This window comes from Streptomyces sp. NPDC032940 (assembly GCF_040636935.1).
Classification (GTDB): Bacteria; Actinomycetota; Actinomycetes; order Streptomycetales; family Streptomycetaceae; genus Streptomyces.
This window is the reverse complement of the sequence record NZ_JBEZVJ010000039.1, coordinates 18,900-44,785: the sequence shown is the minus strand read 5'-3', so window position 1 is coordinate 44,785 and position 25,886 is coordinate 18,900. Positions and strand designations below refer to the sequence as shown.

25 protein-coding genes are annotated in these 25,886 nt (G+C 71.9%); 16 read left to right on the top strand and 9 right to left on the bottom strand.

The features are described 5' to 3' along the window. Positions 1-830 (bottom strand): ABC transporter ATP-binding protein (locus tag AB0E77_RS30995; RefSeq protein WP_361577291.1); only part of this gene is annotated, 830 nt, incomplete at its 3' end. A gap of 88 nt (positions 831-918) precedes the next feature. Between AB0E77_RS30995 and AB0E77_RS30990 the strand changes: the two genes are divergently transcribed. After that, positions 919-1,428, top strand: a complete 510-nt coding sequence (locus tag AB0E77_RS30990; RefSeq protein ID WP_361577288.1) for a MarR family transcriptional regulator — start codon at positions 919-921, stop codon at positions 1,426-1,428. Positions 1,429-1,584: 156 nt separating this feature from the next. Here the strand turns inward: AB0E77_RS30990 and AB0E77_RS30985 are convergent, their stop codons facing one another. Then, on the bottom strand, positions 1,585-2,478 hold the full coding sequence (locus AB0E77_RS30985; protein ID WP_361577285.1) for a diacylglycerol kinase: 894 nt from the start codon (positions 2,476-2,478) through the stop codon (positions 1,585-1,587). Between the two features lie 185 nt (positions 2,479-2,663). Between AB0E77_RS30985 and AB0E77_RS30980 the strand changes: the two genes are divergently transcribed. Next, positions 2,664-3,947 (top strand): adenylosuccinate synthase, encoded by a 1,284-nt coding sequence (locus AB0E77_RS30980; RefSeq protein WP_361577282.1) that lies wholly within the window; start codon positions 2,664-2,666, stop codon positions 3,945-3,947. Between the two features lie 169 nt (positions 3,948-4,116). After that, positions 4,117-4,407 (top strand): hypothetical protein, encoded by a 291-nt coding sequence (locus tag AB0E77_RS30975; RefSeq protein ID WP_361577279.1) that lies wholly within the window; start codon positions 4,117-4,119, stop codon positions 4,405-4,407. A 14-nt stretch (positions 4,408-4,421) separates the two neighbouring features. Here AB0E77_RS30975 and AB0E77_RS30970 read toward each other — a convergent pair whose 3' ends face one another. The 3 genes from AB0E77_RS30970 to AB0E77_RS30960 form a co-directional block, all read right to left on the bottom strand. Continuing rightward, entirely contained in the window at positions 4,422-5,072 is a 651-nt protein-coding gene (locus AB0E77_RS30970) for a hypothetical protein (RefSeq protein WP_361577276.1), read from the bottom strand. 160 nt (positions 5,073-5,232) lie between these two features. Continuing rightward, positions 5,233-5,928, bottom strand: a complete 696-nt coding sequence (locus AB0E77_RS30965) for a GntR family transcriptional regulator (RefSeq protein WP_361577299.1) — start codon at positions 5,926-5,928, stop codon at positions 5,233-5,235. Between the two features lie 115 nt (positions 5,929-6,043). Next, positions 6,044-7,399: an aspartate aminotransferase family protein gene (locus AB0E77_RS30960; protein WP_361577273.1), complete on the bottom strand. Its 1,356-nt coding sequence runs from the start codon at positions 7,397-7,399 to the stop codon at positions 6,044-6,046. Positions 7,400-7,625: 226 nt separating this feature from the next. Here AB0E77_RS30960 and AB0E77_RS30955 point away from each other — a divergent pair, with 226 nt between their 5' ends. After that, positions 7,626-9,485, top strand: a complete 1,860-nt coding sequence (locus AB0E77_RS30955; RefSeq protein ID WP_361577270.1) for a serine/threonine-protein kinase — start codon at positions 7,626-7,628, stop codon at positions 9,483-9,485. Positions 9,486-9,841: 356 nt separating this feature from the next. On the opposite strand, the gene AB0E77_RS30950 is transcribed toward AB0E77_RS30955, so the two are convergent. Further along, positions 9,842-10,597, bottom strand: coding sequence for an SLATT domain-containing protein (locus tag AB0E77_RS30950; RefSeq protein ID WP_361577267.1), 756 nt, complete (start codon positions 10,595-10,597; stop codon positions 9,842-9,844). Between the two features lie 275 nt (positions 10,598-10,872). On the opposite strand from AB0E77_RS30950, the gene AB0E77_RS30945 reads away from it, so the two are divergent. The 3 genes from AB0E77_RS30945 to AB0E77_RS30935 are packed head-to-tail and all read left to right on the top strand — an operon-like array spanning position 10,873 to position 12,525. After that, positions 10,873-11,214 carry a YbaB/EbfC family nucleoid-associated protein gene (locus tag AB0E77_RS30945; protein ID WP_361577264.1) on the top strand — a complete coding sequence of 114 codons (342 nt, stop codon included), beginning with the start codon at positions 10,873-10,875 and terminating at the stop codon, positions 11,212-11,214. Between the two features lie 59 nt (positions 11,215-11,273). Next, positions 11,274-11,873 (top strand): recombination mediator RecR, encoded by a 600-nt coding sequence (gene recR, locus AB0E77_RS30940; protein WP_087808111.1) that lies wholly within the window; start codon positions 11,274-11,276, stop codon positions 11,871-11,873. Beyond that, positions 11,866-12,525, top strand: coding sequence for a DUF5063 domain-containing protein (locus AB0E77_RS30935; protein ID WP_361577261.1), 660 nt, complete (start codon positions 11,866-11,868; stop codon positions 12,523-12,525). Before recR ends, AB0E77_RS30935 begins: the two co-directional genes overlap by 8 nt. Here the strand turns inward: AB0E77_RS30935 and AB0E77_RS30930 are convergent. Next, positions 12,518-12,913 (bottom strand): hypothetical protein, encoded by a 396-nt coding sequence (locus AB0E77_RS30930; RefSeq protein ID WP_361577258.1) that lies wholly within the window; start codon positions 12,911-12,913, stop codon positions 12,518-12,520. The genes AB0E77_RS30935 and AB0E77_RS30930 overlap by 8 nt on opposite strands. A gap of 102 nt (positions 12,914-13,015) precedes the next feature. On the opposite strand from AB0E77_RS30930, the gene AB0E77_RS30925 reads away from it, so the two are divergent. From AB0E77_RS30925 to AB0E77_RS30890, 8 genes are all read left to right on the top strand, one after another. After that, on the top strand, positions 13,016-13,795 hold the full coding sequence (locus AB0E77_RS30925) for a helix-turn-helix transcriptional regulator (RefSeq protein WP_361577255.1): 780 nt from the start codon (positions 13,016-13,018) through the stop codon (positions 13,793-13,795). After that, positions 13,788-13,973 (top strand): DUF397 domain-containing protein, encoded by a 186-nt coding sequence (locus AB0E77_RS30920; protein ID WP_361577252.1) that lies wholly within the window; start codon positions 13,788-13,790, stop codon positions 13,971-13,973. Before AB0E77_RS30925 ends, AB0E77_RS30920 begins: the two co-directional genes overlap by 8 nt. Positions 13,974-14,255: 282 nt before the next feature. Then, positions 14,256-15,257 carry a hypothetical protein gene (locus AB0E77_RS30915; RefSeq protein WP_361577249.1) on the top strand — a complete coding sequence of 334 codons (1,002 nt, stop codon included), beginning with the start codon at positions 14,256-14,258 and terminating at the stop codon, positions 15,255-15,257. A gap of 50 nt (positions 15,258-15,307) precedes the next feature. Continuing rightward, positions 15,308-15,886, top strand: a complete 579-nt coding sequence (locus AB0E77_RS30910; protein ID WP_361577246.1) for a Uma2 family endonuclease — start codon at positions 15,308-15,310, stop codon at positions 15,884-15,886. Positions 15,887-16,082: 196 nt separating this feature from the next. Beyond that, positions 16,083-17,360 (top strand): aspartate kinase, encoded by a 1,278-nt coding sequence (locus AB0E77_RS30905; protein WP_361577243.1) that lies wholly within the window; start codon positions 16,083-16,085, stop codon positions 17,358-17,360. After that, on the top strand, positions 17,360-18,436 hold the full coding sequence (locus tag AB0E77_RS30900) for an aspartate-semialdehyde dehydrogenase (protein WP_361577240.1): 1,077 nt from the start codon (positions 17,360-17,362) through the stop codon (positions 18,434-18,436). Before AB0E77_RS30905 ends, AB0E77_RS30900 begins: the two co-directional genes overlap by 1 nt. Before the next feature lie 479 nt (positions 18,437-18,915). After that, entirely contained in the window at positions 18,916-19,491 is a 576-nt protein-coding gene (locus tag AB0E77_RS30895; RefSeq protein WP_361577296.1) for a SigE family RNA polymerase sigma factor, read from the top strand. Further along, entirely contained in the window at positions 19,488-20,660 is a 1,173-nt protein-coding gene (locus AB0E77_RS30890) for a hypothetical protein (protein WP_361577237.1), read from the top strand. The genes AB0E77_RS30895 and AB0E77_RS30890 overlap by 4 nt, the downstream gene beginning before the upstream one ends. A gap of 40 nt (positions 20,661-20,700) precedes the next feature. Here AB0E77_RS30890 and AB0E77_RS30885 read toward each other — a convergent pair whose 3' ends face one another. Further along, positions 20,701-21,537 (bottom strand): SURF1 family protein, encoded by an 837-nt coding sequence (locus AB0E77_RS30885; RefSeq protein WP_361577234.1) that lies wholly within the window; start codon positions 21,535-21,537, stop codon positions 20,701-20,703. Between the two features lie 142 nt (positions 21,538-21,679). On the opposite strand from AB0E77_RS30885, the gene AB0E77_RS30880 reads away from it, so the two are divergent. Further along, complete coding sequence (locus AB0E77_RS30880; protein ID WP_361577232.1) at positions 21,680-23,527, top strand: prolyl oligopeptidase family serine peptidase; 1,848 nt, start codon at positions 21,680-21,682, stop codon at positions 23,525-23,527. Positions 23,528-23,731: 204 nt separating this feature from the next. On the opposite strand, the gene AB0E77_RS30875 is transcribed toward AB0E77_RS30880, so the two are convergent. Then, positions 23,732-25,651 (bottom strand): NAD-binding protein, encoded by a 1,920-nt coding sequence (locus AB0E77_RS30875; RefSeq protein ID WP_361577294.1) that lies wholly within the window; start codon positions 25,649-25,651, stop codon positions 23,732-23,734. Between the last annotated feature and the right edge of the window lie 235 nt (positions 25,652-25,886).

Below are 25,886 nucleotides of genomic sequence, written 5' to 3'. Positions count from 1 at the left end.
GTCAGCGACCGCACGCCCGCTTCGCTCAGCGACCGGAGCACGGCGTCCAGCTTGTCGGTGTCGACCTGGAGCCGGACCCGGTTTCCCCGGACGTCGAGGTCGTGCACGCCGGGCAGGCCGGACAGCCCGTTCGGCGGGCCGGCGAGTTCGGCGCTCACGCTGGTCCGGGTCAGATGGCGCAGCTCGGCGAGCGAGCCGCTCTCCACGGTCCGCCCCTTGCGGATGATGCTGACGCGGTCGCACAGTTCCTCCACCTCGCTGAGGATGTGAGAGGAGAGCAGCACGGTCCGCCCACGCTCGCGTTCCTCCTCGACACAGCGCTGGAAGACCTCCTCCATCAGCGGGTCGAGTCCGGAGGTCGGCTCGTCGAGGATGAGCAGATCGACGTCGGACGCGAACGCGGCGACGAGGGCGACCTTCTGCCGGTTGCCCTTGGAGTAGGTGCGGCCCTTCTTGGTCGGGTCCAGCTCGAACCGCTCGATCAGCTCGGCCCGGCGCCCCCGGTCGAGCCCGCCGCGCAGCCGGCCGTAGAGGTCGATGACCTCGCCGCCGGAGAGGTTGCGCCACAGGGTGACGTCGCCGGGGACGTACGCGATGCGGCGGTGCGCCTCCACCGCGTCCGTCCACGGGTCGCGGCCGAGCACCTGCGCGGCTCCGGAGTCGGCGCGCAGCAGGCCGAGCAGGACGCGGATGGTGGTGGACTTGCCGGCTCCGTTGGGGCCGAGGAAGCCGTGGACCTCGCCGGCCTCGACCTCCAGGTCGAGGCCGTCCAGCGCGTGCGTGCGTCCGAACGACTTGTGGAGTCCGGAGACACTGATTGCCTTCGTCATGGTTCGGAAAGTACGCTACTTTCATAAACTTGTGAAGTTAAGAAACCGTCAGGACGGTGAGCGGCGCGGGGTGAGAGATGATCGACGGATGACGAAGGAAGCAGGGGAAGCTGCGGAGCCGGGGCGCGACCCCGAGGCGGTGTCGAAGTTCGTGGAGGGCTTCGCGGCCCAGCTCGTCGAGGCCGGGATGCAGCGCATGCCCGCCCGGGTCTTCGCCGCGCTGCTGGCCTCCGACTCGGGTTCGCTGACCTCCGCCGAACTCGGGGACCGGCTCAGGGTCAGCCCGGCCGCCGTCTCCGGCGCCGTGCGCTACCTCGCGCAGCAGCACATGGTCTCGCGCGAACGCGAGCCCGGCTCACGCCGCGAGCGCTACCGGGTGCACAGCAACCAGTGGTACGAGGCGCTCACCAATCGCGAGGCCGTCCTCAAGCGGTGGGAGAGCGCCCTGCGCGAGGGCGTCACCAGCCTCGGCGCCGACACCCCCGCGGGCCGGCGCATGTCCGAGACGCTCGCCTTCTTCGAGTTCGTCGACGGGGAGATCGCGGCGATGATGGAACGCTGGCGCGCCCACCGGGAGGAACGGTTCGGGCGGGACTGAGGAGGCCCCAGCGGCCTCACCCCGGCAGCTCCGGCGGCCTCACCCGGCAGCTCCGGCGGCTCCGGCGGCCTCACCCGGCAGCTCCGGCGGCTCCGGCGGCCTCACCCCGGCGGCCTCATCCCGGCGGCTCCGGTGGCTCCGGCGGCTCCGGCGGCCTCACCCCGTCGGCAGCGTCAGCCCCCACGCCCCCTCCCGCGCCACCCACGTCCGCGTGCGCACCGGCCCCGACACCACCGCGTCCGCCCGGTACCGGTAGTGCGCCCCCGAGACGGTGACCGTCCGCCCCCGCGCCGTCAGCGGCGGTGCCTCCGCGTCGAGTGAGACCGGACGCACCTTCACTTTGGCCAGCCCTCCGGAGCCCGGCAGGACCGACACCGCGTCGACCGGCTGGTCCAGGTCCACGAGCGTCACCCCGTCGACCTCCACCCGCAGCCGGGCCGGACCGGCCGCGCCGGGGACCGCGGTGATCCTGGCCGGGCGCGCCGGGGTCAGCGTCCGGACCAGGGACTGGCAGGTCCGCAGCCAGGGCCGGGCCGCCGCATGTGCGCCGCCCCCGGCGCCCGCCTCCGCGTCGGCGTGCTCGCGCACCGTCGCCGGCGGAATGCCCACCTCGCCCAGCACCACCCCGTCGCTGTCGTCGACGAGCAGGTCGAGGCGCCGTACCGCCCCGTCCAGCACCGCCCGCGCCGCCGCCACCGCGCCCGTCGGCAGCCCGAGCGACCGGGCGAGGCCCAGCACCGGTCCCACCGGCACCACCGACAGTGCACATCCGGCCAGCTCCCGCTGCCGGTGCAGCAGGGCCACGGCCCGCAGCAGCGCACGGTCGTCGCCGATCACGACGGGGCGCCGCGAGCCCCGCCGCCGCAGGACCCGCGCGAACTCCTCGGGGTCCTCCGGCAGGCACACCTTCGTGTGCGCCGCACCCGCGCCGAGCACGTCTTTCGCGATCCGGACGGACTCGCCGTCCGCCCGCCGGGCGACCGGATCGACGACCACCAGAAGCTGATCGGGCGTCGCGGATGATCTCGCGGAAGTCGCCACCTCGGCCATGCCTCGCTTCCTCGGGTAGCATCTTTGTGCAAGAGCCCCTTGCGCTATTGCGCCAGGGGCTTCGTCTATTCCGGGGCATCCGGTCCGACGGTTGGCGGCCAACGACGGTCGCGGTGCACGCGGTGGATCCCCTCCGCGTACGCCCTCGACCATGGACATGCCCCGCCCGGAAGGGGTGTACGCGCGTGCCCGCACTTGTGCTGCTCGGTGCTCAGTGGGGTGACGAAGGCAAGGGAAAGGCGACGGACCTGCTCGGTGGTTCCGTCGACTATGTGGTGCGCTACCAGGGCGGCAACAACGCCGGCCACACGGTAGTCGTGGGTGACCAGAAGTACGCCCTCCACCTGCTCCCTTCCGGAATCCTGTCTCCCGGCTGCACGCCGGTCATCGGTAACGGCGTCGTCGTCGACCCGTCGGTCCTGTTCTCCGAGCTGAGCGGGCTGAACGAGCGAGGCGTCGACACGTCCAAGCTCCTGATCAGCGGTAACGCGCACATCATCACGCCGTACAACGTGACCGTCGACAAGGTGACGGAACGCTTCCTCGGCAAGCGCAAGATCGGCACCACCGGCCGCGGCATCGGCCCGACCTACGCCGACAAGATCAACCGCGTCGGTATCCGCGTCCAGGACCTCTACGACGAGTCGATCCTCACCCAGAAGGTCGAAGCGGCCCTCGACGTCAAGAACCAGATCCTCACCAAGCTCTACAACCGGCGCGCGATCGCCGTGGACCAGGTCGTCGAGGAGCTGCTGGGCTACGCGGACAAGCTGGCGCCGTACGTCGCCGACACGGTCCTGGTCCTCAACCAGGCCCTCGAGCAGGACAAGGTGGTCCTCTTCGAGGGCGGCCAGGGCACGCTGCTCGACATCGACCACGGCACGTACCCCTTCGTGACCTCGTCGAACCCGACCGCGGGCGGTGCCTGCACCGGTGCCGGCGTGGGCCCGACGAAGATCAGCCGGGTCATCGGCATCCTCAAGGCGTACACGACCCGCGTCGGCGCCGGTCCCTTCCCGACCGAGCTGTTCGACGAGGACGGCGAGGCGCTGCGCCGCATCGGCGGCGAGCGGGGCGTCACCACCGGCCGTGACCGCCGCTGCGGCTGGTTCGACGCGGTCATCGCCCGCTACGCCACCCGCGTGAACGGCCTGACCGACTTCTTCCTGACCAAGCTCGACGTCCTCACCGGCTGGGAGCAGATCCCGGTCTGCGTGGCCTACGAGATCGACGGCAAGCGCGTCGAGGAGCTGCCGTACTCGCAGTCCGACTTCCACCACGCGAAGCCGGTCTACGAGATGCTGCCGGGCTGGAGCGAGGACATCAGCAAGGCGAAGACCTTCGCCGAGCTGCCGAAGAACGCGCAGGCGTACGTCAAGGCGCTCGAGGAGATGTCCGGCGCCCCGATCTCCGCGATCGGCGTGGGCCCGGGCCGGGACGAGACGATCGAGATCAACTCGTTCCTGTAGGCCCACCGGGTTCTCCCGGCTGCCGTCCGGCCCATCGGCCGGGCGGCAGCCCACGGTGCGGTGCGGCCCATCCGCCGGCCCCGCCCCGTTCCCGCAGGAGGGGCACCACGTCCTGCCCCGGCATAGGCTGAAGGTGTACACGGCGCGTCGGCAGGAGAAGGTGAGTGCGATGCGCGTGCTGCTCAAGGCGACCCTGGACACGGAGAAGTCGAACGAGGCCATCGGCAACGGGAAGCTGCCCGAGCTGATCAGCCGGACGATGGACCACCTCAAGCCGGAGGCCGCCTACTTCGGTCCCCTCGGCGGACGGCGTACGGCCATCATGGTCTTCGACATGCAGGACAGCTCGGACCTGCCGCCCACCGGTGAACCGTTCTTCCGGGAGCTGAACGCCGAGGTCGAGATGGTCCCGATCATGAACGCGGAGGACCTGCGGAAGGGGCTCTCGCAGCTCGGCTGACCAGTCGGAGCCGGTCAGCTGAAGACGATCATCGACCCCTGCGCCAGGCTCCGCGTGGCCGCAGCGTGCAGGCCCAGCCACACATGGCGCTCACGGGCGAAGGGGCTGGGGTCGTACGGCGCCGCCACGGCCGGCTCCTCCAGCTCCGTCGGCGCGAGCGGCGCCTGCGGCGGTGCCGGCGGGTTGGCCGGGTCGATACCGAGAGCCGGGGCGACGGCCTCCAGTTCGCGCAACAAGGTGTGCGAGGAGCCCAAGGGGCCGCCGTTCTCCAGGAGTTCGTCACTGGACAGCGGATGCGGGAAGTCGACCGGGACGTAGGCGCCCGCGTGGTCGTAGTGCCAGACCAGGTGCGACTGCTGGGCCGTCGACTCGAACATCTCCAGCAACTGCTCGTAGTCACCGCCGAGTTCGTCCACCGGCGTCACCGGCAGCCCGCACACCTGGAGCAGGTACGCGCGGCGCAGGAAGTGCAGCGCGTCGTAGTCGAAGCCGGCGACCGGGGCGACCTCGCCGGACAGGCCCGGCATGTACGGGTACACCGGCACCGGTGGCAGCCCGGCCTCGGCCAGCACCTTGTCGTATTGCGCGAGTTCCTCGGCGAACGGATTGTCCGGTGTGTGGCACAGGATGTCGACGAGGGGTACCAGCCACAGGTCACAGGCCAAAAGAGGGCTCCTCACACAGCACGGTGGTCAAGGAAGCGTAGTCGGTGCGCGGTGCGTGCAGGTCCCATACCCACCTGGGAGCGGGCCACGACACGTCGGGCGTTGGTCATCCGCCGTACGCGACCGCCGCCGCGTCGCTCACGTGTCGCTCGTGTGTCGCTCACTCCGCCGTGAGCCGCTCGATGAGCGCGAGGGAATGGGCGTTGTAGGCGTCGACGAGCGCGCGGGCGGCCGGGACGTCGCGGTGGGCGAGGGCGTCGACCAGTTCGGTGTGCCCGGACCACAGGGCGCCCCGCAGATCGCTGAGCCGGCTCAGATGCTGCACCGTGCACACCCAGCTCTGCACGCGCAGCCGGTGCAGGAAGCCGGAGAGGTACGGGTTGCCGAACAGGACGGCCAGCTCCCGCCAGTAGCGCAGGTCGTAGCCGATGAGGACGGTGAGGTCGCCGGCCACGGCGGCGCGCTGGGCCTCCTCGCCGCGCCGGCGCACCCCCGAGAGGGCGGCGACGAGCCGCTGGCCCTCGGGGATCCGCAGCGCCCGGGTGTCCGCGGCGAGGGCGACGAACATCCCGTCGGTGACGAGGCTGCGGGCCTCGACGATGCCGCGGAAGTCGGTGACGGAGTACTCGTGCACGCGGAAACCGCGGTGGTGGTCGGTGTCGAGGAGCCCCTGCGCGGACAGGTCGACCAGGGCCTCCCGCACGGGCGTCGCGGACACCCCGTACTGCTCGGCGATCTCCTTGACGGTGAACTCCTGCCCGGGCCGCAGCCGTCCGGCCAGCACCTCGTCGCGGAGCGCGTCGGCGATCTGGCGCCGCAGGGTGCTGCGGGTCACGGCGCCGCTGGGGCCGGGCATGGTCGGGCGTTCTCCTCGTCGGGTGCGGGCGGCGTGCTCGTACACCTCGTCGGTATGTACGAGCACGTCACCTTACGCGCCCGGGGCGCCCCGGGGCCCGGTCGGCGGGCGGGGCCTACTCCGTGTACTCGTCCGCCACGGACAGTGCCGTGTCCAGCGCCGCCAGGCCCTCCTTGAGCTCCGCCTCGCTGATGTTGCACGGCGGCACCACGTGCGTCCGGTTCATGTTCACGAACGGCCACACGCCGTGGGCCTTGGCGGACGCGGCGAACGCGGCCATCGGGGTGTTGTCCTGCCCGGTCGCGTTGTACGGCACCAGCGGCTCCCGGGTCTCCCGGTTCTTCACCAGCTCCAGCGCCCAGAACATGCCGACACCGCGCACGTCGCCCACGCTCGGGTGCCGCTCGGCCAGCTCGCGCAGGCCGGGCTCGACGACCTCGGCACCGAGCCGGGCCGCGTGCTCGACGATGCCCTCCTCCTCCATCACGTTGATGGTGGCGACGGCGGCGGCGCAGGCCAGCGGGTGCCCGGAGTAGGTCAGCCCGCCGGGGTAGGGGCGCTCGGCGAACGTCCCGGCGATCTCCGCGGAGATCGCGACGCCGCCCAGCGGGACATAGCCCGAGTTCACGCCCTTGGCGAAGGTCATCAGGTCGGGCACCACGTCGTACAGGCCGGCCGCGAACCAGGTGCCGGTCCGGCCGAAGCCGGCCATGACCTCGTCCAGGACGAACACGATCCCGTACTTGTCGCAGATCTCGCGGACACCGGCCAGGTAACCGGCCGGCGGCAGCATGATCCCCGCCGTGCCCGGCACGGTCTCGAGGATGATCGCGGCGACGGTCCCGGGCCCCTCGAAGGCGATCGTCGACTCCAGGTGCTCCAGCGCCCGGGCGCACTCCTGCTCCTCGGTCTCGGCGTAGAAGCGCGAGCGGTACAGGAAGGGCGCCCAGAAGTGCACGACACCGGCGGTGCCCGTGTCGGAGGCCCAGCGGCGCGGGTCGCCGGTGAGGTTGATCGCCTGCTGGGTGCCGCCGTGGTACGAGCGGTACGCCGAGAGCACCTTCGGGCGGCCGGTGTGCAGCCGCGCCATGCGCACGGCGTGCTCGACGGCGTCGGCGCCGCCGTTGGTGAAGAAGATCTTGTCCAGGTCGCCGGGCGTCCGCTCCGCGATCAGCCGTGCCGCCTCGGAGCGCGCCTCGACGGCGAACGCCGGCGCGAACGTCGTCATCCTCGCCGCCTGTTCCTGGATCGCGGCGACGACCTTGGGGTGCTGGTAGCCGATGTTGGTGTAGACGAGGCCGCTGGCGAGGTCGAGGTAGCGCTTGCCGTCGTAGTCCCAGAAGTACGACCCTTCGGCGCCCGCGACGGCGAGCGGGTCGATGAGCTCCTGTGCGGACCAGGAGTGGAAGACGTGCGCACGGTCCGCGGCCTTCACGGCCGCGCCGGCCTGGGGATTGGGCTGAGGGGTCATGCGGCCGAGGGTAGGTGTCCGCGATGCGGAAACGGAATCGGCGTCCTGTATGTGGTCGCGGGCTTTCCGCGACAGGTTGTCGACGCGGCGGGGCGGGACGGGGCGGAACGGGCGGCCCCGCCTGTTACATAACCGTAGACAAGGCCCCCTCTCCGCGGGCCCGCCCCGCACTATCCTCGATCTGTTGCTCACGTGGGTTCTCACGTGCGGGGGAAGGCGGCGCGGCATGCACAAGCTCGGGGACGGGGACCCGCAGGACATCGGGTCCTACCGGCTGCTGGGGCGGCTCGGCGCGGGCGGCATGGGGCAGGTCTACCTCGCCCGGTCGGACCGGGGCCGCACGGTCGCCGTGAAGCTGGTGCGCGAGGAACTGGCCGCGGTGGAGGAGTTCCGCGAGCGGTTCCGGCAGGAGGTCGAGTCCGCGCGCCGGGTCGGCGGGTACTGGACGGCGCCCGTGCTGGACGCCGACACCGAGGCCGCCGTGCCGTGGGTCGCCACCGGGTACGTCGCCGGGCCCAGCCTCCAGCAGGTCGTCGGCCACGACCACGGCGCCCTGCCGGAACGCTCGGTACGCACCCTGGCGGCCGGTCTGGCGCACGCCCTCCAGGACATCCACGCCGCCGGGATCGTGCACCGCGATCTCAAGCCGTCCAACGTGCTCGTCACCATCGACGGCCCTCGCGTCATCGACTTCGGCATCGCGCGGGCCCTGGAGACGGTGACCGACGGCGGACTGACCCGCACCGGCGCGCTCGTCGGCTCGCCCGGTTTCATGGCGCCCGAGCAGGTGCGCGGCGACCGGATCACGCCGGCCTGCGACGTCTTCTGCCTCGGCTCGGTCCTCGCCTACGCCGCCACCGGCAACCTGCCCTTCGGCACCGCCAACAGCGGGGTGCACGCGCTGATGTTCCGCATCGCGCAGGAGGAACCCGACCTGGAGTCCGTGCCCGAGGGCGTCGCCGAGCTGGTCCGCGACTGCCTGAAGAAGGACCCGGCGGCCCGTCCCTCCCTCGCCGAGGTGCTGGAGCGCACGGGCGCGCAGGACACCGTCGCGGAGGGCCGCTCCAGGGACCCGTGGCTCCCCAGCGCCCTGGTGGCCCAGCTCGGCCGGCACGCGGTACGGCTGCTGGACACCGAGAACCCGGAGGACGGGGCGGACGCGGCTGCCGCGGCCCCAGCGGCACCGGAGGCGCCGCCCGCCGCCGGGACCCCGGGACCCCCGCCCCCGCGGCAGCCGGGCAGCGCAGGCCCGGCGAACCACCTCCCCACGCTGGTCGCCGGCGCCGCCCCGGCACCCGCGCCCGCAAACCCGGCACCCGCGAACCCGGCACCCGCGAACCCGGCACCCGCACACGGCTACGCCCCGGCACCGGCCTGGATCCAGCCGCCCGGAGCGGCGCCGTACCACCCGCAGCCCCACCCGTACCCGCACGGCGGCGGACCGGGCTCGACCCCGCCGTACGGTCCTCCGCCGTACGTCCCCTACGGCCCGCCCCAGGAGCCCTCACGCAGAGGCCGCTCCACCGCGCTGCTGGTCGTCGTCGCCCTGGTCGTCGCGCTGGGCGCCGGCGGCTCGGTCTACGCGCTGATGAGCGGCGGCAAGGACGACCGGGGGAAGACCGGCGGCGACCCGACGACCGCCTCGGCCACCCCGGGAACCACGGGCACGGACACGTCCGGCCCGGACCCGACGGACGGCACGTCGAGCGCCCCGGAGACCCCGGACGCACCGGACGGCACGATCCCGACCGGCTACCTGGGCACCTGGACCACGACCATCGACAACGCCTCGGGCGTGCACACCCGCCGCCTGACCATCCAGCAGGGCGAGGTCGGCGACACGGTCCTCTCCCTCGTCGCCGAGGGTCCTGCGGGCAACGGCAGCTACCACTGCGTCTTCGAAGCCGACCTGTCGACCGACCCGGGCCCGGACGGCCCGGTCCGCCTGGGCCCCTCCACGGTCACCTCAGGCCCACCCTCGTCCTGCACCCCGGGAGAACCCACAGAGGTGACCCTCCTCCCCAACGGCACCCTGACCCGCACCAACACCACCACGGGCGAATCCCTGACCTACACCCACCAATAACCCGCACACCGCAACCACGGGCAGCGGCCATGCCGCCGCAGCCGCCGCAGCAGCGGGCAGTCGTGCCGCCGTCCTACCCAGCTGCGGGCAGTCGTGCCGCCGTCCTACCCAGCTGCGGGCAGTCGTGCCTCCCCCAGTGCCTGAACGGCCTGGGAGGTACCCCCAGGGGCGGCACGGGTGGGCGGTGGGGGCACCTCCCGCTCGAGCGAAGCCGAGAGTGGGGGAGGCACCCCGCAACGCCGGGCCGCGTCACCCACCCGCCCCGCACCCGCGCCGGGCACCCCGGCAACACCGGGCCACGCGCACCCACCCCACCCAGCCTCAGCGCCGCCGCGCCCCCAAGCACCGCCCGCCCTTCACCGCGGCTCCGGCGGCCGCTGCCGAGGCATATTCGGCCGAGCCCCATTCGCCGCCACGGAAAACCGACCCGGCACCCCGGCCCCCGAGTCCGAGCGCCCCCCACCACCCCCCACCCACTGCAACCCCAACGGCGCCGACCCGCTCCCGAAGTCCACCATCCAGTCCGCCGTCTCCGCCCGCACCAGCTCCGTCACGTCCTCCGAGAACCGCCGCAGCACTCCCAGACACCGCTCCGCCGCCTCACTCGCCGTCCCGTCCGCAGGCCCCAGCACCTCACGCACGCTCTCCGACGCCCAGTCGAACTGCAGCGCCTGCAACCTCCGCTGCACCGCCTGCGCCGTCGCCACGTCCCGCATCCACCCGGCGGTCACCCCGAAGTACCGGTCCCCGGCCACGCACGCCACCCCGAGCAGCAACGCGAGATACCCCCAGGCAGCGGCCCCGCCCGCGACCCCCGTCATGTCCAGCAACGGCAGCACCGCCCCGCCGAGCCCGCCCACCGCCGCCCCGCCCCGCAGCAGCCGCGCCCCGCGCCGCTTCCACACCCGGTCCGTGAGATACCAGGCCGCCGTCTCCAGCGCGCCCCGCTCCACCCACCGGTAGAGCTCGTCCAGCCGCTCGGCGGGCAGTGCCCAGTCGCCGAGCGGCAGCGCACGGCCGGTGAGGTCGTCGCCCGTACGCGGCCCGGCCGCCCCCTCACCGCGCGGCCCGTCCTGTGGCGGCCCCTCGGGCTGCATCTCCGGCTGACCCACCCGGCACTCCCTACTGCTCACCGTCCGTGATGACCTCGGGGTGCTCGTGTGACCCGCGAGGCTGACGCGCCGGACCCTTCCTACCGCCCAATGGGTGGCGAAAACCCGGTTTCGGGCCCTTATCCGCCCGGAAGAGGCCCTTGATCAGGTATAGGGCGCGGACCGAAGTCACTCGAAAGAGTGCTGGGGCGAGGGCCGCCCGGAGCACGTAGGCTCGTCCCGAACGGGAAAAACCCGCCGCGACAGCGCGGCGACAGCGGTGACAGGAGCTGAACGTGATCCCCGGTGGTGGCCAGCCCAACATGCAGCAGCTGCTCCAGCAGGCCCAGAAGATGCAGCAGGACCTCGCGAGGGCGCAGGAGGAACTGGCGCAGACGGAGGTCGACGGACAGGCGGGCGGCGGCCTGGTGAAGGCCACCGTCACCGGCTCCGGCGAGCTGCGCGGCCTGAAGATCGACCCGAAGGCGGTGGACCCGGAGGACACGGAGACCCTCGCCGACCTGATCGTCGCCGCCGTCCAGGCGGCCAACGAGAACGCGCAGACCCTCCAGCAGCAGAAGCTGGGCCCCCTCGCCCAGGGTCTGGGCGGCAGCGGTATCCCCGGTCTGCCTTTCTAAGACGGGCCGAAGCCCTCTACCGTACGTAGTGCAGGAACATCAGGAAGGACGGCAGTCCGTTGTACGAAGGCGTGGTCCAGGACCTCATCGACGAGCTGGGGCGGCTGCCCGGCGTCGGTCCCAAGAGCGCGCAGCGGATCGCCTTCCACATCCTCCAGGCGGAACCGACCGACGTACGGCGTCTCGCCCAGGCCCTCATGGAAGTGAAGGCCAAGGTCCGCTTCTGCGCGACCTGCGGCAATGTCGCGCAGGAGGAGCAGTGCAACATCTGCCGCGACCCGCGCCGCGATCCTTCCGTCATCTGCGTGGTGGAGGAACCGAAGGACGTCGTCGCCATCGAGCGCACCCGTGAGTTCCGCGGGCGGTACCACGTGCTCGGCGGCGCGATCAGCCCCATCGACGGGGTCGGGCCCGACGACCTGCGCATCCGTGAACTGCTCGCCCGTCTCGCGGACGGCACCGTCACGGAGCTGATCCTGGCCACGGACCCGAATCTGGAGGGCGAGGCCACGGCCACGTACCTCGCCCGCATGATCAAGCCCATGGGCCTCAAGGTCACCCGCCTGGCCAGCGGCCTCCCGGTGGGCGGCGACCTGGAATACGCGGACGAGGTGACCCTCGGCCGCGCCTTCGAGGGGAGACGACTCCTAGATGTCTGACGCCACGCTGCACGCGACCAACCAGAACCCCGACGACTTCGCGGTCCAGATCGCCGACCAGATCGAGAGCTTCCTGGTCGCGGTCACCGAGGTCGCCAAGGGCGACGAGCCGGACTCCGCCGTGCCCTTCCTCCTCCTGGAGGTCTCCCAGCTGATGCTGGCCGGCGGCCGCCTGGGCGCCCACGAGGACATCGTCCCCGACGAGCGCTACGAGCCGGACCCGGGCCCCGAGCTCGACGTCGACGACCTGCGCGAGAACCTCGCCCGCATCCTCGACCCGATCGACGTCTACTCCGAGGTCTTCGACCCCTACGAGCCCCGCAAGGCGCCGGTCCCGGCCCGTATCTCGGACGACCTCACCGACGTCATCACCGACCTCCGCCACGGCATGGCCCACTACAAGGCGGGCCGCACCACGGAGGCCCTGTGGTGGTGGCAGTTCTCCTACTTCTCCAACTGGGGCTCCACGGCCTCCGCGACCCTGCGAGCCCTCCAGTCGGTCGTCGCCCACGTCCGCCTCAACCAGCCCTTGGAGGAGCTGGACGGCCTGGACACCGACCAGGACCTCGGCGACGACGCCCTGGAACGCGAGGCGGGCCGCGTCATGGTCGAGGAGATCGCCGGCCCGCTGGGCCTGCGCCCGGTCAAGTAACGGCACCGAGCAGGGCCTTCGCGTCGACGTACGGCGCGGAGGACGTGGGCGCGCTGTACCAGCGCAGCGGCCAGGTGTTGCCCTCCAGCGCCGGGATGCCCACGTAGGTGACGCTCCGCGTCCCCTGTCCGCCGCCCAGCCGCTGCACACCGAGCGGCCAGTCGTGCGCCGCGACCTCGCCGGGCGTCAGCAGGAAGTACACCCAGCGTCCACCACCGGCCTCGCACACGATCGGCCCGGCGTCCTCATCCGTCGCCTCCACGAGCCAGTCGGCGATCAGCTCCCCGCGGATGCCGTCGATCCGCACGGCGTCGAAGTACACGCCCGCGACGTGCAGTTGGTGTCCAGAGAGCGGGACCCAGACGGGGCGGTGAAGTGTGTTCGTCATGGTCACACGCTGACGTCCACGAGGCTACGCTCGGTAGTGACTGGGGTGATACACGCAGGGGTGTATCGGTCGGAGGTGCGTGCTGTGTCCCAATCACCTGCCATGTGGCGCTTCAGCGGCAACCAGTTGAAGCGCTGGCGCACCAAGGCCAACGTGAGCAGAGAGCAGTTGGCCGCGGCGGCGAACTACTCGCCGGACACGATCAAGTCCATGGAGCAGGGCGTCCGGATGCCGACGTCGCGCGTACTGGACGTCGCCGACGAGTTGTGCCGGGCGGAGGGGCTGCTGAGCGCCGCGAAGGACTATCTCCAGCGGGAGAAGTTCCCGGTGGGGGCTCAGGACTTCATGGCGCGGGAGAAGGAGGCGATCAGTGTCTGGTCGTACGAGACCGCCTACGTACCCGGGCTCTTGCAGACGGAGGGGTACGCCCGAGCGCTCATCGAGAACCACCATCCGCCCCTGGATGAGGAGACGGCGGAGAGGCGGATCGTCGCGCGCCTCGAGCGACAGGCGATTCTGACCGAGCCGAAGCCGCCGGTCGCCTTCAGCTTCATCGTCTACGAGGCCGCCCTGCGCAGTCCGCAGGTGGAGGCGGTGCAACTCGGCCGCCTGGCGGAGATGTTTGACCTGCGCAACGTCATGCTGCAGGTCCTTCCGTTCGACAGGGCTGTCCCGGCCGCGTTGATGGGACCCATGGTGTTGCTCGAAACGGGCGATCACGAGCGGTTCGCGTTCACCGAAGGTGCTCTGACGAGCGATCTATCGGCCGACCCGAAGGTTGTCAGCCGCGCCATCGAGATGCTTAGCATGCTCCGCGCGCAGGCTCTCAGCCCGGCTGAGTCGGCCCGCTTCATCGAGGGGATGATGGATCGCCATGGCTGACCAGCTGAACTGGTTCAGGTCGAGCTACAGCAACTCCGAAGGCGGCAACTGCGTGGAAGTCGCCATCACCCCCGTCATCCACATCCGCGACTCCAAGACCGCGCCCACCGGCCCCGAACTCCAGGTCTCCGCGTCCGCCTGGGCGGCGTTCATCGACGCAGTTCGGCCCGGAGCTTGAGCCTCGGGATCCGAGCTCTTCCCTTGGTTTTCTGGTCTGGTTGACATACCCAACCAACCAAGTCTGAACGCGAGTTGAGGCGTCGTACCTCGTAAGGGTGACGTTGCGTGAGCAGCTTGCGTCGCTGCGTGATGCCGCTCTAGGTTCGCGGCAAACGACCAGTGAATATGACGGCCCCGGCGGTGCTGGCAACACCAAATCCGGGGCCTGACCTACGCATCGGAGAAGTCGATGGTGGCTTGCCACAACATTAGTCCCGCCCTCCCCTCCCCGTCCCACCCGATGGCCAATCCGGGTTACGGGAAGCGCCTCGCAGGCGACGAAGACCCGCATGCGGACCCGGACTTCGCACATCTGAGCCCGCGTGAGGCGGAGATCGCCGTCTTCGTCGACCACCTCGAGGACGGTCACGCGATGGGCCACAAGGTGCTCGCGGCGCATCACCCCCGCTACGGCCAGCAGGCCATGCGCACGTCGCTGAACCGCCTCGCCGGAGCCGGCCACCTGCGCTGGATCAGGGAGCACATCACCGTCGAGGACAACACGATGCGGTGGGTCACGCGGACGTACTGGTCGCGTACGCGCAGGTCGGAGGCGTGGTGGGAGGAGTTCGCGCGGGAGCGGGACGGCCGGATCGTGCCCGGTGACCTCCGTTCCGGTCTGGCCCGCACGGACGAGCCCGAACTGCCCGATCCGGAAGCCGAACCGGAGGCGGATCCACAGGCGGATCCACAGCCCGACCCCGATTCCGCCACCTCGTACCTCACCCTCGCCGGAATCCGCGAGGCGGACCCCCGGATGTCCCTCTCCGAAGCCGACTGCCGGTCGCTCGCCTCGCTGGCGGGGGAGTGGCTGGCGCGCGGGGCGACGCCCGGGGACATCACCCGGGCGGTGACCGAGGGCCTGCCCGCGACCGTGAACAACCCGGGCGGTCTCGCCCGCAACCGACTGGAGAACAAGATGCCCCCGAAGAAGGCGAGGATCCGCCAGAAGGCCGCCCCGCGCCGGGCCCGCGTCACCCGCGCGGTCATGGCCTGCATGGACTGCGACGCGGACGAGCGGACGACGGAGATCAAGGGCGGCCTCTGCCCCGACTGCCGCGCCGAGTTCGAGGCGGCCGTGGCCGCCGAGGAGGCCGGACAGCTCGACGCCGGATACGTACCGGACACGTTCCTCGCCGCCCCCGAGGTGCACGCCGTGGACACGTGGGTGGACGTCCCCCGCCGCGCGGCAGAGGTACGCGAGGCGGCGGGCCTCCGACCGAGGGTGGAGCGGGCGCTGTGAGCGTGCAGGATGCGCCGGCCGGGGCACCATGGTGTCGAGGAGGCGACGCCATGACCCCAAGGACCGAGCATCGGCCACAGATGTCCGTCGAGGAGTTCGAGGAGTTCGAACGCCATGCCCCGGAGTCCGTGTGGCTGGAGTTCATCCATGGAAAGGTCGTGGTCAAACCCATGGCGGACGGCACCCATCGCGAGATGATCGCGTGGCTGCAACGGGTGTGCATGCAGCATCGGCCGGACCTGTGGCTGCACGCGGAAAGCGGTCTGAAGACCGAGAGGTACCGAAAGGGGCGGGCCCGCGCGGACGGCGTGCTGGTACGTGTGGGCGGCCTGAAGGGAGACGGTGAGTGGTCCGAGGCCGACGGAGCCCTGATGGCCGTTGAGATCACGTCGTACGACTCCGACACCAATCAGCGCGACCGAGTCGACAAGCCCGATGGGTACGCCGCCGCGGGCATCCCTGTCTACCTCCTCGTCGACCGGGACGACTGCACGGTGACCGTGTTCACGGAGCCGCAGGACGGCCGGTACCGCAAGCAGGTGAACAGTGCCTTCGGCGCCCCCGTGACGCTCCCCGACCCCGTCGGCATCACCCTCGACACCCAGCCCCTCAAAGACCTGGCGGACTGACTCCTCCCGCTTGTGAACGTGTGACACACGGCACTTTCCCGAGTGACCCGCCCAGCGATGGGCATGAGCCAGCCTGAGCGCGTACGGGTCTCACCATGCGATACCGCAGGGGGGAAATTCGGACGCTCGATAGAATGAACCGACCGCAGTACATGTACGTACGTGCGGAAAGATACGGATTGAGCGAGGAGCGCACGTGGGCCTTGTCGTGCAGAAGTACGGAGGCTCCTCCGTAGCCGATGCCGAGGGCATCAAGCGCGTCGCCAAGCGGATCGTGGAAGCGAAGAAGAACGGCAACCAGGTGGTCGCCGTCGTTTCCGCGATGGGCGACACGACGGACGAGCTGATCGATCTCGCCGAGCAGGTTTCCCCGATCCCTGCCGGGCGCGAGCTCGACATGCTGCTGACCGCCGGGGAGCGTATCTCCATGGCCCTGCTGGCCATGGCGATCAAGAACCTGGGCCACGAGGCCCAGTCGTTCACCGGCAGCCAGGCAGGTGTCATCACCGACTCGGTCCACAACAAAGCCCGGATCATCGATGTCACGCCGGGCCGCATCCGCACCTCGGTGGACGAGGGCAACATCGCCATCGTGGCCGGTTTCCAGGGCGTCAGCCAGGACAGCAAGGACATCACCACGCTGGGCCGGGGCGGCTCCGACACCACGGCCGTCGCTCTCGCCGCCGCGCTCGACGCGGACGTCTGTGAGATCTACACCGACGTCGACGGCGTGTTCACCGCCGACCCGCGCGTGGTGAAGAAGGCGAAGAAGATCGACTGGATCTCCTTCGAGGACATGCTGGAGCTCGCCGCCTCCGGTTCCAAGGTGCTCCTCCACCGTTGCGTGGAGTACGCCCGCCGGTACAACATCCCGATCCACGTGCGGTCCAGCTTCAGCGGACTGCAGGGCACGTGGGTCAGCAGCGAGCCGATCAAGCAAGGGGAAAAGCAGGTGGAGCAGGCCCTCATCTCCGGAGTCGCGCACGACACGTCGGAGGCCAAGATCACGGTCGTCGGCGTGCCGGACAAGCCGGGCGAGGCTGCCGCGATCTTCCGGACGATCGCCGACGCCCAGGTCAACATCGACATGGTCGTGCAGAACGTGTCCGCCGCCAGCACGGGCCTGACGGACATCTCCTTCACCCTGCCGAAGTCCGAGGGCCGCAAGGCCATCGACGCCCTGGAGAAGAACCGCTCCGGCATCGGCTTCGACTCGCTGCGCTACGACGACCAGATCGGCAAGATCTCGCTGGTCGGCGCCGGGATGAAGACCAACCCGGGCGTCACCGCCGACTTCTTCACCGCGCTGTCCGACGCGGGCGTGAACATCGAGCTGATCTCGACCTCCGAGATCCGCATCTCGGTCGTCACCCGCAAGGACGACGTGAACGAGGCCGTGCGCGCCGTGCACACCGCCTTCGGCCTGGACTCCGACAGCGACGAGGCCGTCGTCTACGGGGGCACCGGGCGCTGATGTCCGGCATCCAAGGCGCCGGGCGCACCGGACGGCCGACCCTGGCCGTCGTCGGAGCGACCGGCGCCGTCGGTTCGGTGATGCTCCAGATCCTGTCCCAGCACGCGGACATCTGGGGCGACATCCGTCTGATCGCCTCCCCCCGCTCGGCCGGCCGCAAGCTGGCCGTGCGCGGTGAGGAGGTCGAGGTCGTGGCGCTCACCGAGGAGGCCTTCGACGGGGTCGACGTCGCCATGTTCGACGTCCCCGACGAGGTCTCCGCGCAGTGGGCGCCGGTCGCCGCCGCCAAGGGCGTGGTGGTGGTCGACAACTCGGGCGCGTTCCGGCTGGACCCGGACGTGCCCCTCGTCGTGCCCGAGGTCAATCCGCACGCGCTGCGGATGCGGCCGCGCGGCATCGTCGCCAACCCCAACTGCACGACGCTGTCCATGATCGTCGCGCTGGGCGCGCTGCACGCCGAGTTCGGGCTGCGCGAGCTGGTCGTCTCCTCGTACCAGGCGGTGAGCGGGGCCGGGCGGGACGGCGTGGACACGCTGCGCCGCCAGCTGGCGCTGGTCGCCGGGACCGAGCTGGGCACCCACCCCGGTGACGTGCGGCGGGCCGTCGGCGACGACACCGGGCCGTTCCCGGAGCCGGTCGCGCTGAACGTCGTGCCGTGGGCCGGTTCGCTGCGCGAGGACGGCTGGTCGTCGGAGGAGATGAAGGTGCGGGACGAGTCCCGCAAGATCCTCGGACTGCCGCGGCTGCCGGTGGCGGTGACGTGCGTACGGGTCCCGGTGGTGACGACCCACTCCCTGACCGTCCACGCCCGTTTCGAGGGCGAGGTCACCGTCGACAGGGCGCGGGAGATCCTGGCCACCGCGCCCGGCGTCGTCCTCTTCGACGATCCGGCCGCCGGTGAGTTCCCCACCCCCGCCGACGTGGTCGGCACCGACCCGACCTGGGTCGGCCGGGTACGCCGGGCCCTGGACGACCCGACGGCGCTCGAACTCTTCGTCTGCGGCGACAACCTGCGCAAGGGCTCAGCGCTGAACACCGCGCAGATCGCGGAGCTGGTCGCGGCCGAGCTCCGCTGAACGGGCCGGACGGGCAGGGCGGGGCAAAAAGCCCCGGTCGCTGTGAGGTTCGTTTGTAGGATCCATGAGGGAGATGTGATCCGGAACCAGGTCCGGACCACTTGTACCCGGCACCTGCGGCGTCAGAGGATTTCCTCCCCGCCCCCGCAACCGTGCGGAGGGCGGGGAGCGTCTTTGCGGTCACCCATTCAGGGCGCGGGGCGCGTGGATCGGCGTGGGGACGCCGAGGGCGGGCGTGGGGACGCTCGTTCACATGGGACATAGGGGAAGAGCGGGACGATGAGGGCCTATGACGCACCGTCGGCCGGGTGGCCGCCCGGCAGACTCCGGAACGTGACGCCCGGCACGTACAACCCTCACGGGGGCGGACGTGTCCAACTGGCGTGGCAGAGGTACTCGAATTCACCGCAGCGCGTGGCCCCGTCGTACGGGCACCCGTCCGGCCCGTCCGTCCCCGTGCGGTCGGCGCGGCCGGTGGCATGCCGGTGATCGCGCCGATGCCCGCAGCGCGGCCGGCCCGCCTCCCGAATCAGCGTGACGGCGCCGAGGACGTCGTGGCGGCGGGCACCACCGTCGACCATCTCACCGAGACCTACCGTGCCCACTACCGGTCGCTGCTCGGTCTCGCCGCTCTCCTCCTCGACGACACCGCATCCTGCGAGGACGTCGTCCAGGAGGCGTTCATCCGCGTCCACTCGGCGCGCAAACGCGTGCGCGACCCCCAGAAGACGCTGGCGTACCTGCGGCAGACCGTCGTCAATCTCTCGCGCTCGGCGCTGCGTCGCCGCATCCTCGGTCTCAAGCTGCTCTCCAAGCCCATGCCGGACATGGCGAGCGCGGAGGAGGGCGCCTACGACCAGCTGGAGCGCGACTCCCTGATCAAGGCGATGAAGGGACTTCAGCGCCGCCAGCGCGAGGTCCTGGTCCTGCGGTACTTCGCCGACATGACCGAGGCTCAGGTCGCCGAGACGCTCGGAATATCGCTGGGCTCGGTGAAGGCGTACGGTTCCCGTGGCATCGCGGCGCTCAGGGTGGCCATGGAGGCGCCGGCATGAGCGACGGCAACGAGGCACGGCGTGACGCCCCCGAGGATCACGAGCCGGCCGAGCCGACCGGGCAAGAGCCGAAGCACACGCACGCTGGGAACGGAACTGTGAACCACGGCCCCGCCGATCAGGGCCCCGACACCCCCGACACTCAGGGGCCCGCCGGGCTCGCCCCCGACGAGCTGGCGCTGCGCAGGCTGCTGCAAGGCGCCGTACAGGACATCGAGCCGAGCGACGGCACCCTGGAGCACCTGCGCCGGGCGGTACCGGCCCGGCGGGCCCGCAAGCGACAGGCTGTCGTCGGCATGGCGGCCGCCGCCCTGTTCATCGGCACGGCGGTTCCGGCCCTCGTCCACGTGTCGGGCGCCACCGGTCCCGGTGCCGATCCGTCCGTGGCGGGCAACGCCTCGCAGGCGCAGGGCGGCACCAGCCAGGGCAAGGACCCTGCGGGCGGCCAGAACGGCATCGCCGGTTCCTCCGGGCAGCACGAGGGCAAGGAGACGGCGGACCCGAAGGAGCGGCCGACGGACGAGGAGACCGGCTCCGCCACGGGGTCGGCCACCGGTGCCGGGCCCTCCGCCAGCAGCCCCGCCGACCTGCCGCTGTGCGCGGCCCAGCAGCTCGGCCCGGCCGTCGCGAGCAGCGCCGCCCCCGACTCGGCGGGCGCCGTCTACGGCTCCTTCCGCGTCACCAACGTCTCCTCGGGCAGCTGCACCGTCGCCGGTCCCGGCAGCGTGGCCGCCACCCCGCAGGGCGCGGCTGACCCGGCAAAGATCGGCACGGCACGGCACGCGGCCGGCGATGCCGCTGCCGCGCTGCCCGACCCGTCGCTGGAGTCCGCGGCGCTGACGCTGGCGTCCGGTGCCTCCTACGAGGTGCAGTTCGCCTGGGTGCCCTCGGAGACCTGCCCGACCACAGGCGGCGGCAGCACGGGAGGCGGCTCCGGCGATCCGACGCCCGACCCGTCGCCCACCACCCAGGAGCCGACGGCCGGCGCGGGCACGTCCACGGGCGGCGACACCGGCACGACGACTCAGCTGATCACCGAGGAGGGCGCGGCCGACGGGAGCGTGACGGTCTCGTACTCCCCGGAGGGCGGCGCGGGACCGGCCGCGATCACGGTGCCCAACGCGTGCGCGGGGACGGTGTACTGGACGGGAGTGCTGGCCGGCACGTGACGTGAGCGGGCGCCGGGGCGGTGCCCGGAGGCGCCCGTGGTCAGACGCCGGACGGGCTGCGGCGGGCGTCGCCGCCGTCGGCGATCGCGTCCCGGTCCTCGTCCTCCTGCTCGTCCCCGTCCGGGACCAGGCCCAGCTCGGCGTCCCGGGCGAGCTCCGTCTCGCGGCGCAGCAGCCGGAACCACATGAAGACGACGAAGCCCACGAAGGCGAACCACTCGGCCGTGTAGCCGAGGTTCTGGAAGGCCTTCAGGTCCAGGCCGGTGTTCTGCGGCGCGCTCACCGGCACGGCCCGCATCCCGGAGTCGCCCTGGTTGAGCGTGACCCAGGCGTCGTAGACGTCGTACGGCACGAGGTTCACCAGGGTCGCCGCGCTGATCGCGCCGGTCTGGCCCTCGGGCCACCCGGAGCGGGCGCTGACGCCGTTGTCGCCGGGCGTCTCGGACGCCTGGAGCGCGCCGGTGACGGTGACCTCGCCGGCCGGCGCGGCCGGGACCTTCGCCGGGTCGGGATCGCCGGGCAGCCAGCCCCGTACGACGGGCAGCGCCTGGCCGGCGTCGGTGCGCAGCAGCGTGAGCACGTAGTAGCCCTGCCGGTCGTCCAGCTTCCGGTCCGGCACGAGCAACTGCTCGCCGTACCGGCCGCGCGCGGTGACCTGCTTGCCGACCGTGGCCTTGTCCACGGGCAGCAGCTCGGCCAGCGGGCGGGCCGCCTCGTGCCGGGCGGACTCCGCCTGGGTGGTGGCGCTGTTGTGGTCCTGCACCCGGTCCTCGAACCGGCCCAGCTGCCAGGACCCCATGAAGATGCAGAAGGGGATGGCGAGCACGACGAAGACGTTGATTCCCCACCATCGGGGGGTCAGCAGAAACCGGTACACGCCCTCCACGGTACGGGGCCTGCCCGGGTGTCCGGCCCGCGGGGCTGTGGACGAGCGGGACACGGGCGAGGTGCGAGCGAAGTTTTCCACAGGCTGGGGATCTGATCTGCGCTTTGTCGGCGCGGCGGGGCACTATGGGGCCATGACTGAGAGCAACGGGTCCGTCTCACCGGATCAGCAGGACACGCGGGGCGTACGGGTGCAGGGGGAGGGGATGCCGGACTGGGAGAAGCGCTTCCGGGCGCCGCGGGTCTCGCTGCCCGACTGGGCCGAGGACGCGCCGGACCACGCCCTGTTCGTGTCGAACGCGACGGGGACGTACGAGCTGTACGCCTGGGACCGGGCGACCGGCGAGCAGCGGCAGGTCACGAACCGGCCCAACGGCACCACGGACGGCGTGCTCTCCCCGGACGGCGAGTCGATCTGGTGGTTCGACGACAAGGACGGCGACGAGTTCGGCGTCTGGCGCCGCCAGCCCTTCGTGGGCGGCGAGGACGAGCTGGCGGTGCCGGGCCTCGACCCGTCCTACCCGGCGGGTCTCGCCCTCGGCCGGGACGGGCGGACGGCGGTGATCGGCCGCTCGACCGACGAGGACGGGACGACGATCCACCTCGCGCACACCGGGGCCGCCCCGGTGGAGATCTACCGCCACCGCGAGTCGGCGGGCGTCGGCGACCTCTCCCACGACGGCACGCTGATCGCGATCGAGCACACCGAGCACGGCGACGCCATGCACTCCGCGCTGCGCGTCCTGCGCCCCGACGGCACGACGGTCGCCGAGCTCGACGACACCGAGGGCGGCGAGCAGGAGCTGGGCCTGGAGGTGCTGGGCTTCGCCCCCGTCGACGGCGACACCCGGCTGCTCATCGGGCACCAGCGCCGGGGCCGCTGGGAGCCCCTGGTGTGGGACGTGGCGACGGGCGAGCAGACGGACCTCGCACTGGAGCTGCCCGGCGACGTGAGCGCCGAGTGGTATCCGGACGGCAGCGCCCTGCTGATCGTGCACGGCTTCGAGGCCCGCAGCGAGCTGTTCCGCTACGACTTCGCCGCCCGTGAACTGGTGGAGATCGAGACCCCGGCGGGCACCGTCTCCGGCGCGACGGCCCGCCCCGACGGCAGCGTGGAGTACCTCTGGTCGTCGGCCGCCGAGCCGTCGGCGGTGCGCTCCACGACCGGCCGGACCGTCCTGGACCCGCCCGGCATGAAGTCGCCCGGCTCGGTGCCGGTGGAGGACGTGTGGGTGGAGAGCCCCGGCGGCCGCGTCCACGCCCTGGTCCAGAAGCCGGCGGGCGCGACCGGCCCGCTGCCGACCGTCTTCGACATCCACGGCGGACCGACCTGGCACGACAGCGACTCCTTCGCCGCGGGCCCGGCCGCCTGGGTCGACCACGGGTACGCGGTGGTCCGCGTCAACTACCGCGGCTCGACGGGATACGGCCGGGCCTGGACGGACGCCCTCAAGCACCGGGTCGGCCTCATCGAGCTGGAGGACATCGCGGCGGTGCGGGAATGGGCGGTCAGCTCCGGCCTCGCCGACCCCGCCCGCCTGATCCTCACCGGCGGCTCCTGGGGCGGCTACCTCACCCTTCTCGGCCTCGGCACCCAGCCCGACGCGTGGACCCTGGGCATCGCCGCCGTCCCGGTCGCCGACTACGTCACCGCGTACCACGACGAGATGGAGGGACTGAAGGCCCTGGACCGCACGCTGCTCGGCGGCACCCCCGAGGAGGTCCCCGACCGCTTCGAGGCGTCCTCGCCCCTGACCTACGTCGACCAGGTCAAGGCCCCGGTCTACATCTCCGCGGGCGTCAACGACCCGCGCTGCCCGATCCGTCAGATCGAGAACTACGTGGAGCGCCTGGAGGCAAGGGGAGCAGTCCACGAGGTCTACCGCTACGACGCGGGCCACGGCTCCCTGGTCGTCGACGAACGCATCAAGCAGGTGGCCCTGGAACTGGACTTCGCATCGAGACACCTGCCACGGCCGTAGGGGCTCGGGGCACCTCCCCGGCCGAGGACCGATCCCTGGCCGGGGGGCTTTCTCGGCCGACCGAGCCGAGCTGAGGGTGCCTTCTCGGCCGACCGAGCCGGGGCCTGAGGGTGCCCTCTTGGCCGGCCGAGTCGGGTGGTGGGTGGGCACAGGCCGGGGGTCCAGGGGGCCGGAGCCCCCTGGCGGGGTTGCAGGTGGGAGCCCCTACACGTCCGCCCGCCGCACCGCACCCCGCCGCCCCAGCAACTCCGCCAGCCCCCGCCGCGTAGCCGCCAGTACCACCCGATCCTCCCCCCGCAGCACATACGTCCCCGGCAGATCCCACACCAACCGAGGCTCCCGCACCCCCTCCACCTGCCCCCCACCGGAGGTCTCCGGCACCTCCAGGGCCAGCACCCGCCAAGCCCCCGCCCGAAACGCCTCCCCCACCGTCTTGCCCTCCAGCTGCGGATGCCCCGCCACCCGCACCGCCGCGAACAGCAGCACCCGCCGCTCCACGGGGATCGCCCCCAGGATCTGCCGCCCCATCATCGCCCCGGCGAACGCCGGCGCCGCCAGATGCGTCACACTCCGGCTGCGGGTCAGCGCCCCCGGGTGCGCCCCGCGCAGCGTCCGGTACACCGCCGTCGCGAAGTCGTCGTCGTACAGCCGCAGCACCACCCGCAGATCGGGCCGCACGGACCTCCCGTACAGCACCGCCTCGAGGTTCGTGGTGTCCACACTGGTCAGCGCGAGCAACGAATGCGCCCGGTGGATCTTGGCCGCCTCCAGCACCCCCTCCTGCGTGACGTCCCCGAGCACCACCGGCACCCGCAGCCGCCGCGCCGTGGCCATCCCACGCGCCTCGGGATCCCCCTCGACGCACACGACGGGGATGTCCATCTCCCGCAGCCGGGTCAGCACCCGCGTGCCGATCTTGCCGAGCCCGAGCAGCACGACGTGCCCGCTCAGCCCGCGCGGCGGCTTCCGCAGCGCCGACGCGTTGCGGAAGGTCCCGAGCGCCTCCAGCACCGCCGCCAGCAGCACCGGCAGCATCAGCAGTCCCACGAAGCCGGACAGCAGCTGGAGGATCTGCCGCCCGGAGTCCTCGTTGTGCGCGGGGTCGTTGATGGCGAACAGGTCGAGGAGCGTCACGTACGTCGCGTGCAGCGGATGGTCGCGGGTGATCACCATCAGCGCGACGGCGAGCGCGACCACGCAGGCCCCCAGCCCGGCCAGCGACCATCGCAGCCGCCGCGAGAACAGGGACGCGAAGGGCGGCACCCCGGCCCGTACGACGGGCAGCGGCGGCCCGGAGTACGCCACCTGCTCCAGGACGACGGTGCCGCGCCCGGTGGCCGCCGCCACCGCATCCTCGTCGGGCAGCAGCTGCGGCGCCTGCTCGCCGCTCCCCTCCGAACCGTCGGCCCCGGCCGGGTCGTTGCTCGTGGCGGACAGCAGGGCGAGGGTGCACAGCCCCGGATCGGCCACCTCCCCCGGACGCGGGGGCTGGCGTTCCACCGCGCGCAGCAGCAGTCCGTCCGTCTCGACGACCTTGCTGGTGCCGACGAGCGCGGTCGCCGCGAGGGCGGGTGCGGCCGTGTCGGCGTCGGACAGCACGGTCGTGGAGGTGCCGGCACCGTCCAGGCCCGGGTCGCGGCTGCCGCCGGTCGCCAGCGCGGCGCTCTGGTCGAGGAGCGACTCGATGTGCCGGCCGAGCCGCCGGTTGTACAGGCGCAGCACGAGCCGCAGCCGTGGGTTGAGCCGGCGGGCGGTGAGGGCGGCGCGGATGTTGGTCTCGTCGTCGTCGTAGACGAGGGCGAGCGCGGCGGCCCGGTCCACCCCGGCCTCGGCGAGAACCTCCTCGGTCGGTTCGGCGGCCTCCAGTTCACGCCCGGCGCCGCCCGCGTCGCCACCGCCCGACGCGTTGCCGCCCGAGCCGTTGCCGGCACCGTTGCCCGTCCGGTTGACGGCCGCGTTGAAGCGGTCCAGCAGCGCCGCCGAGGCCGCACGCGCCCGGCCCACCACGGGCTGGCGCGCCTGGCGCCCGGAGGGCGGGACGACGAGCGTGACCTGCTCGCGGTAGACCCCGCGCAGCTCGGCCGCGAGCCGGTGCGCCAGCCCGTCGTCGCCGCACACCACCATGTGCGCGGACGCGTCGCCGGGCACACCGCCCGCCGGAACCTGGTTCGGAACGCTCACCACGACGGACAAGACTGCCCGGCCCGTCCGGCCGGTTCCAGGGCGTGAGGGCGGCATGGAAGACGCTCGAAGTTTGCCGGAGACCGGCAGTGACGGATCGTCACCTCCCGTGTGACGATGCGTTTCACCGAAGCTCAGCGACGGGCGGGAGGGGGACGGCACGCAGGACCGGGTCGCT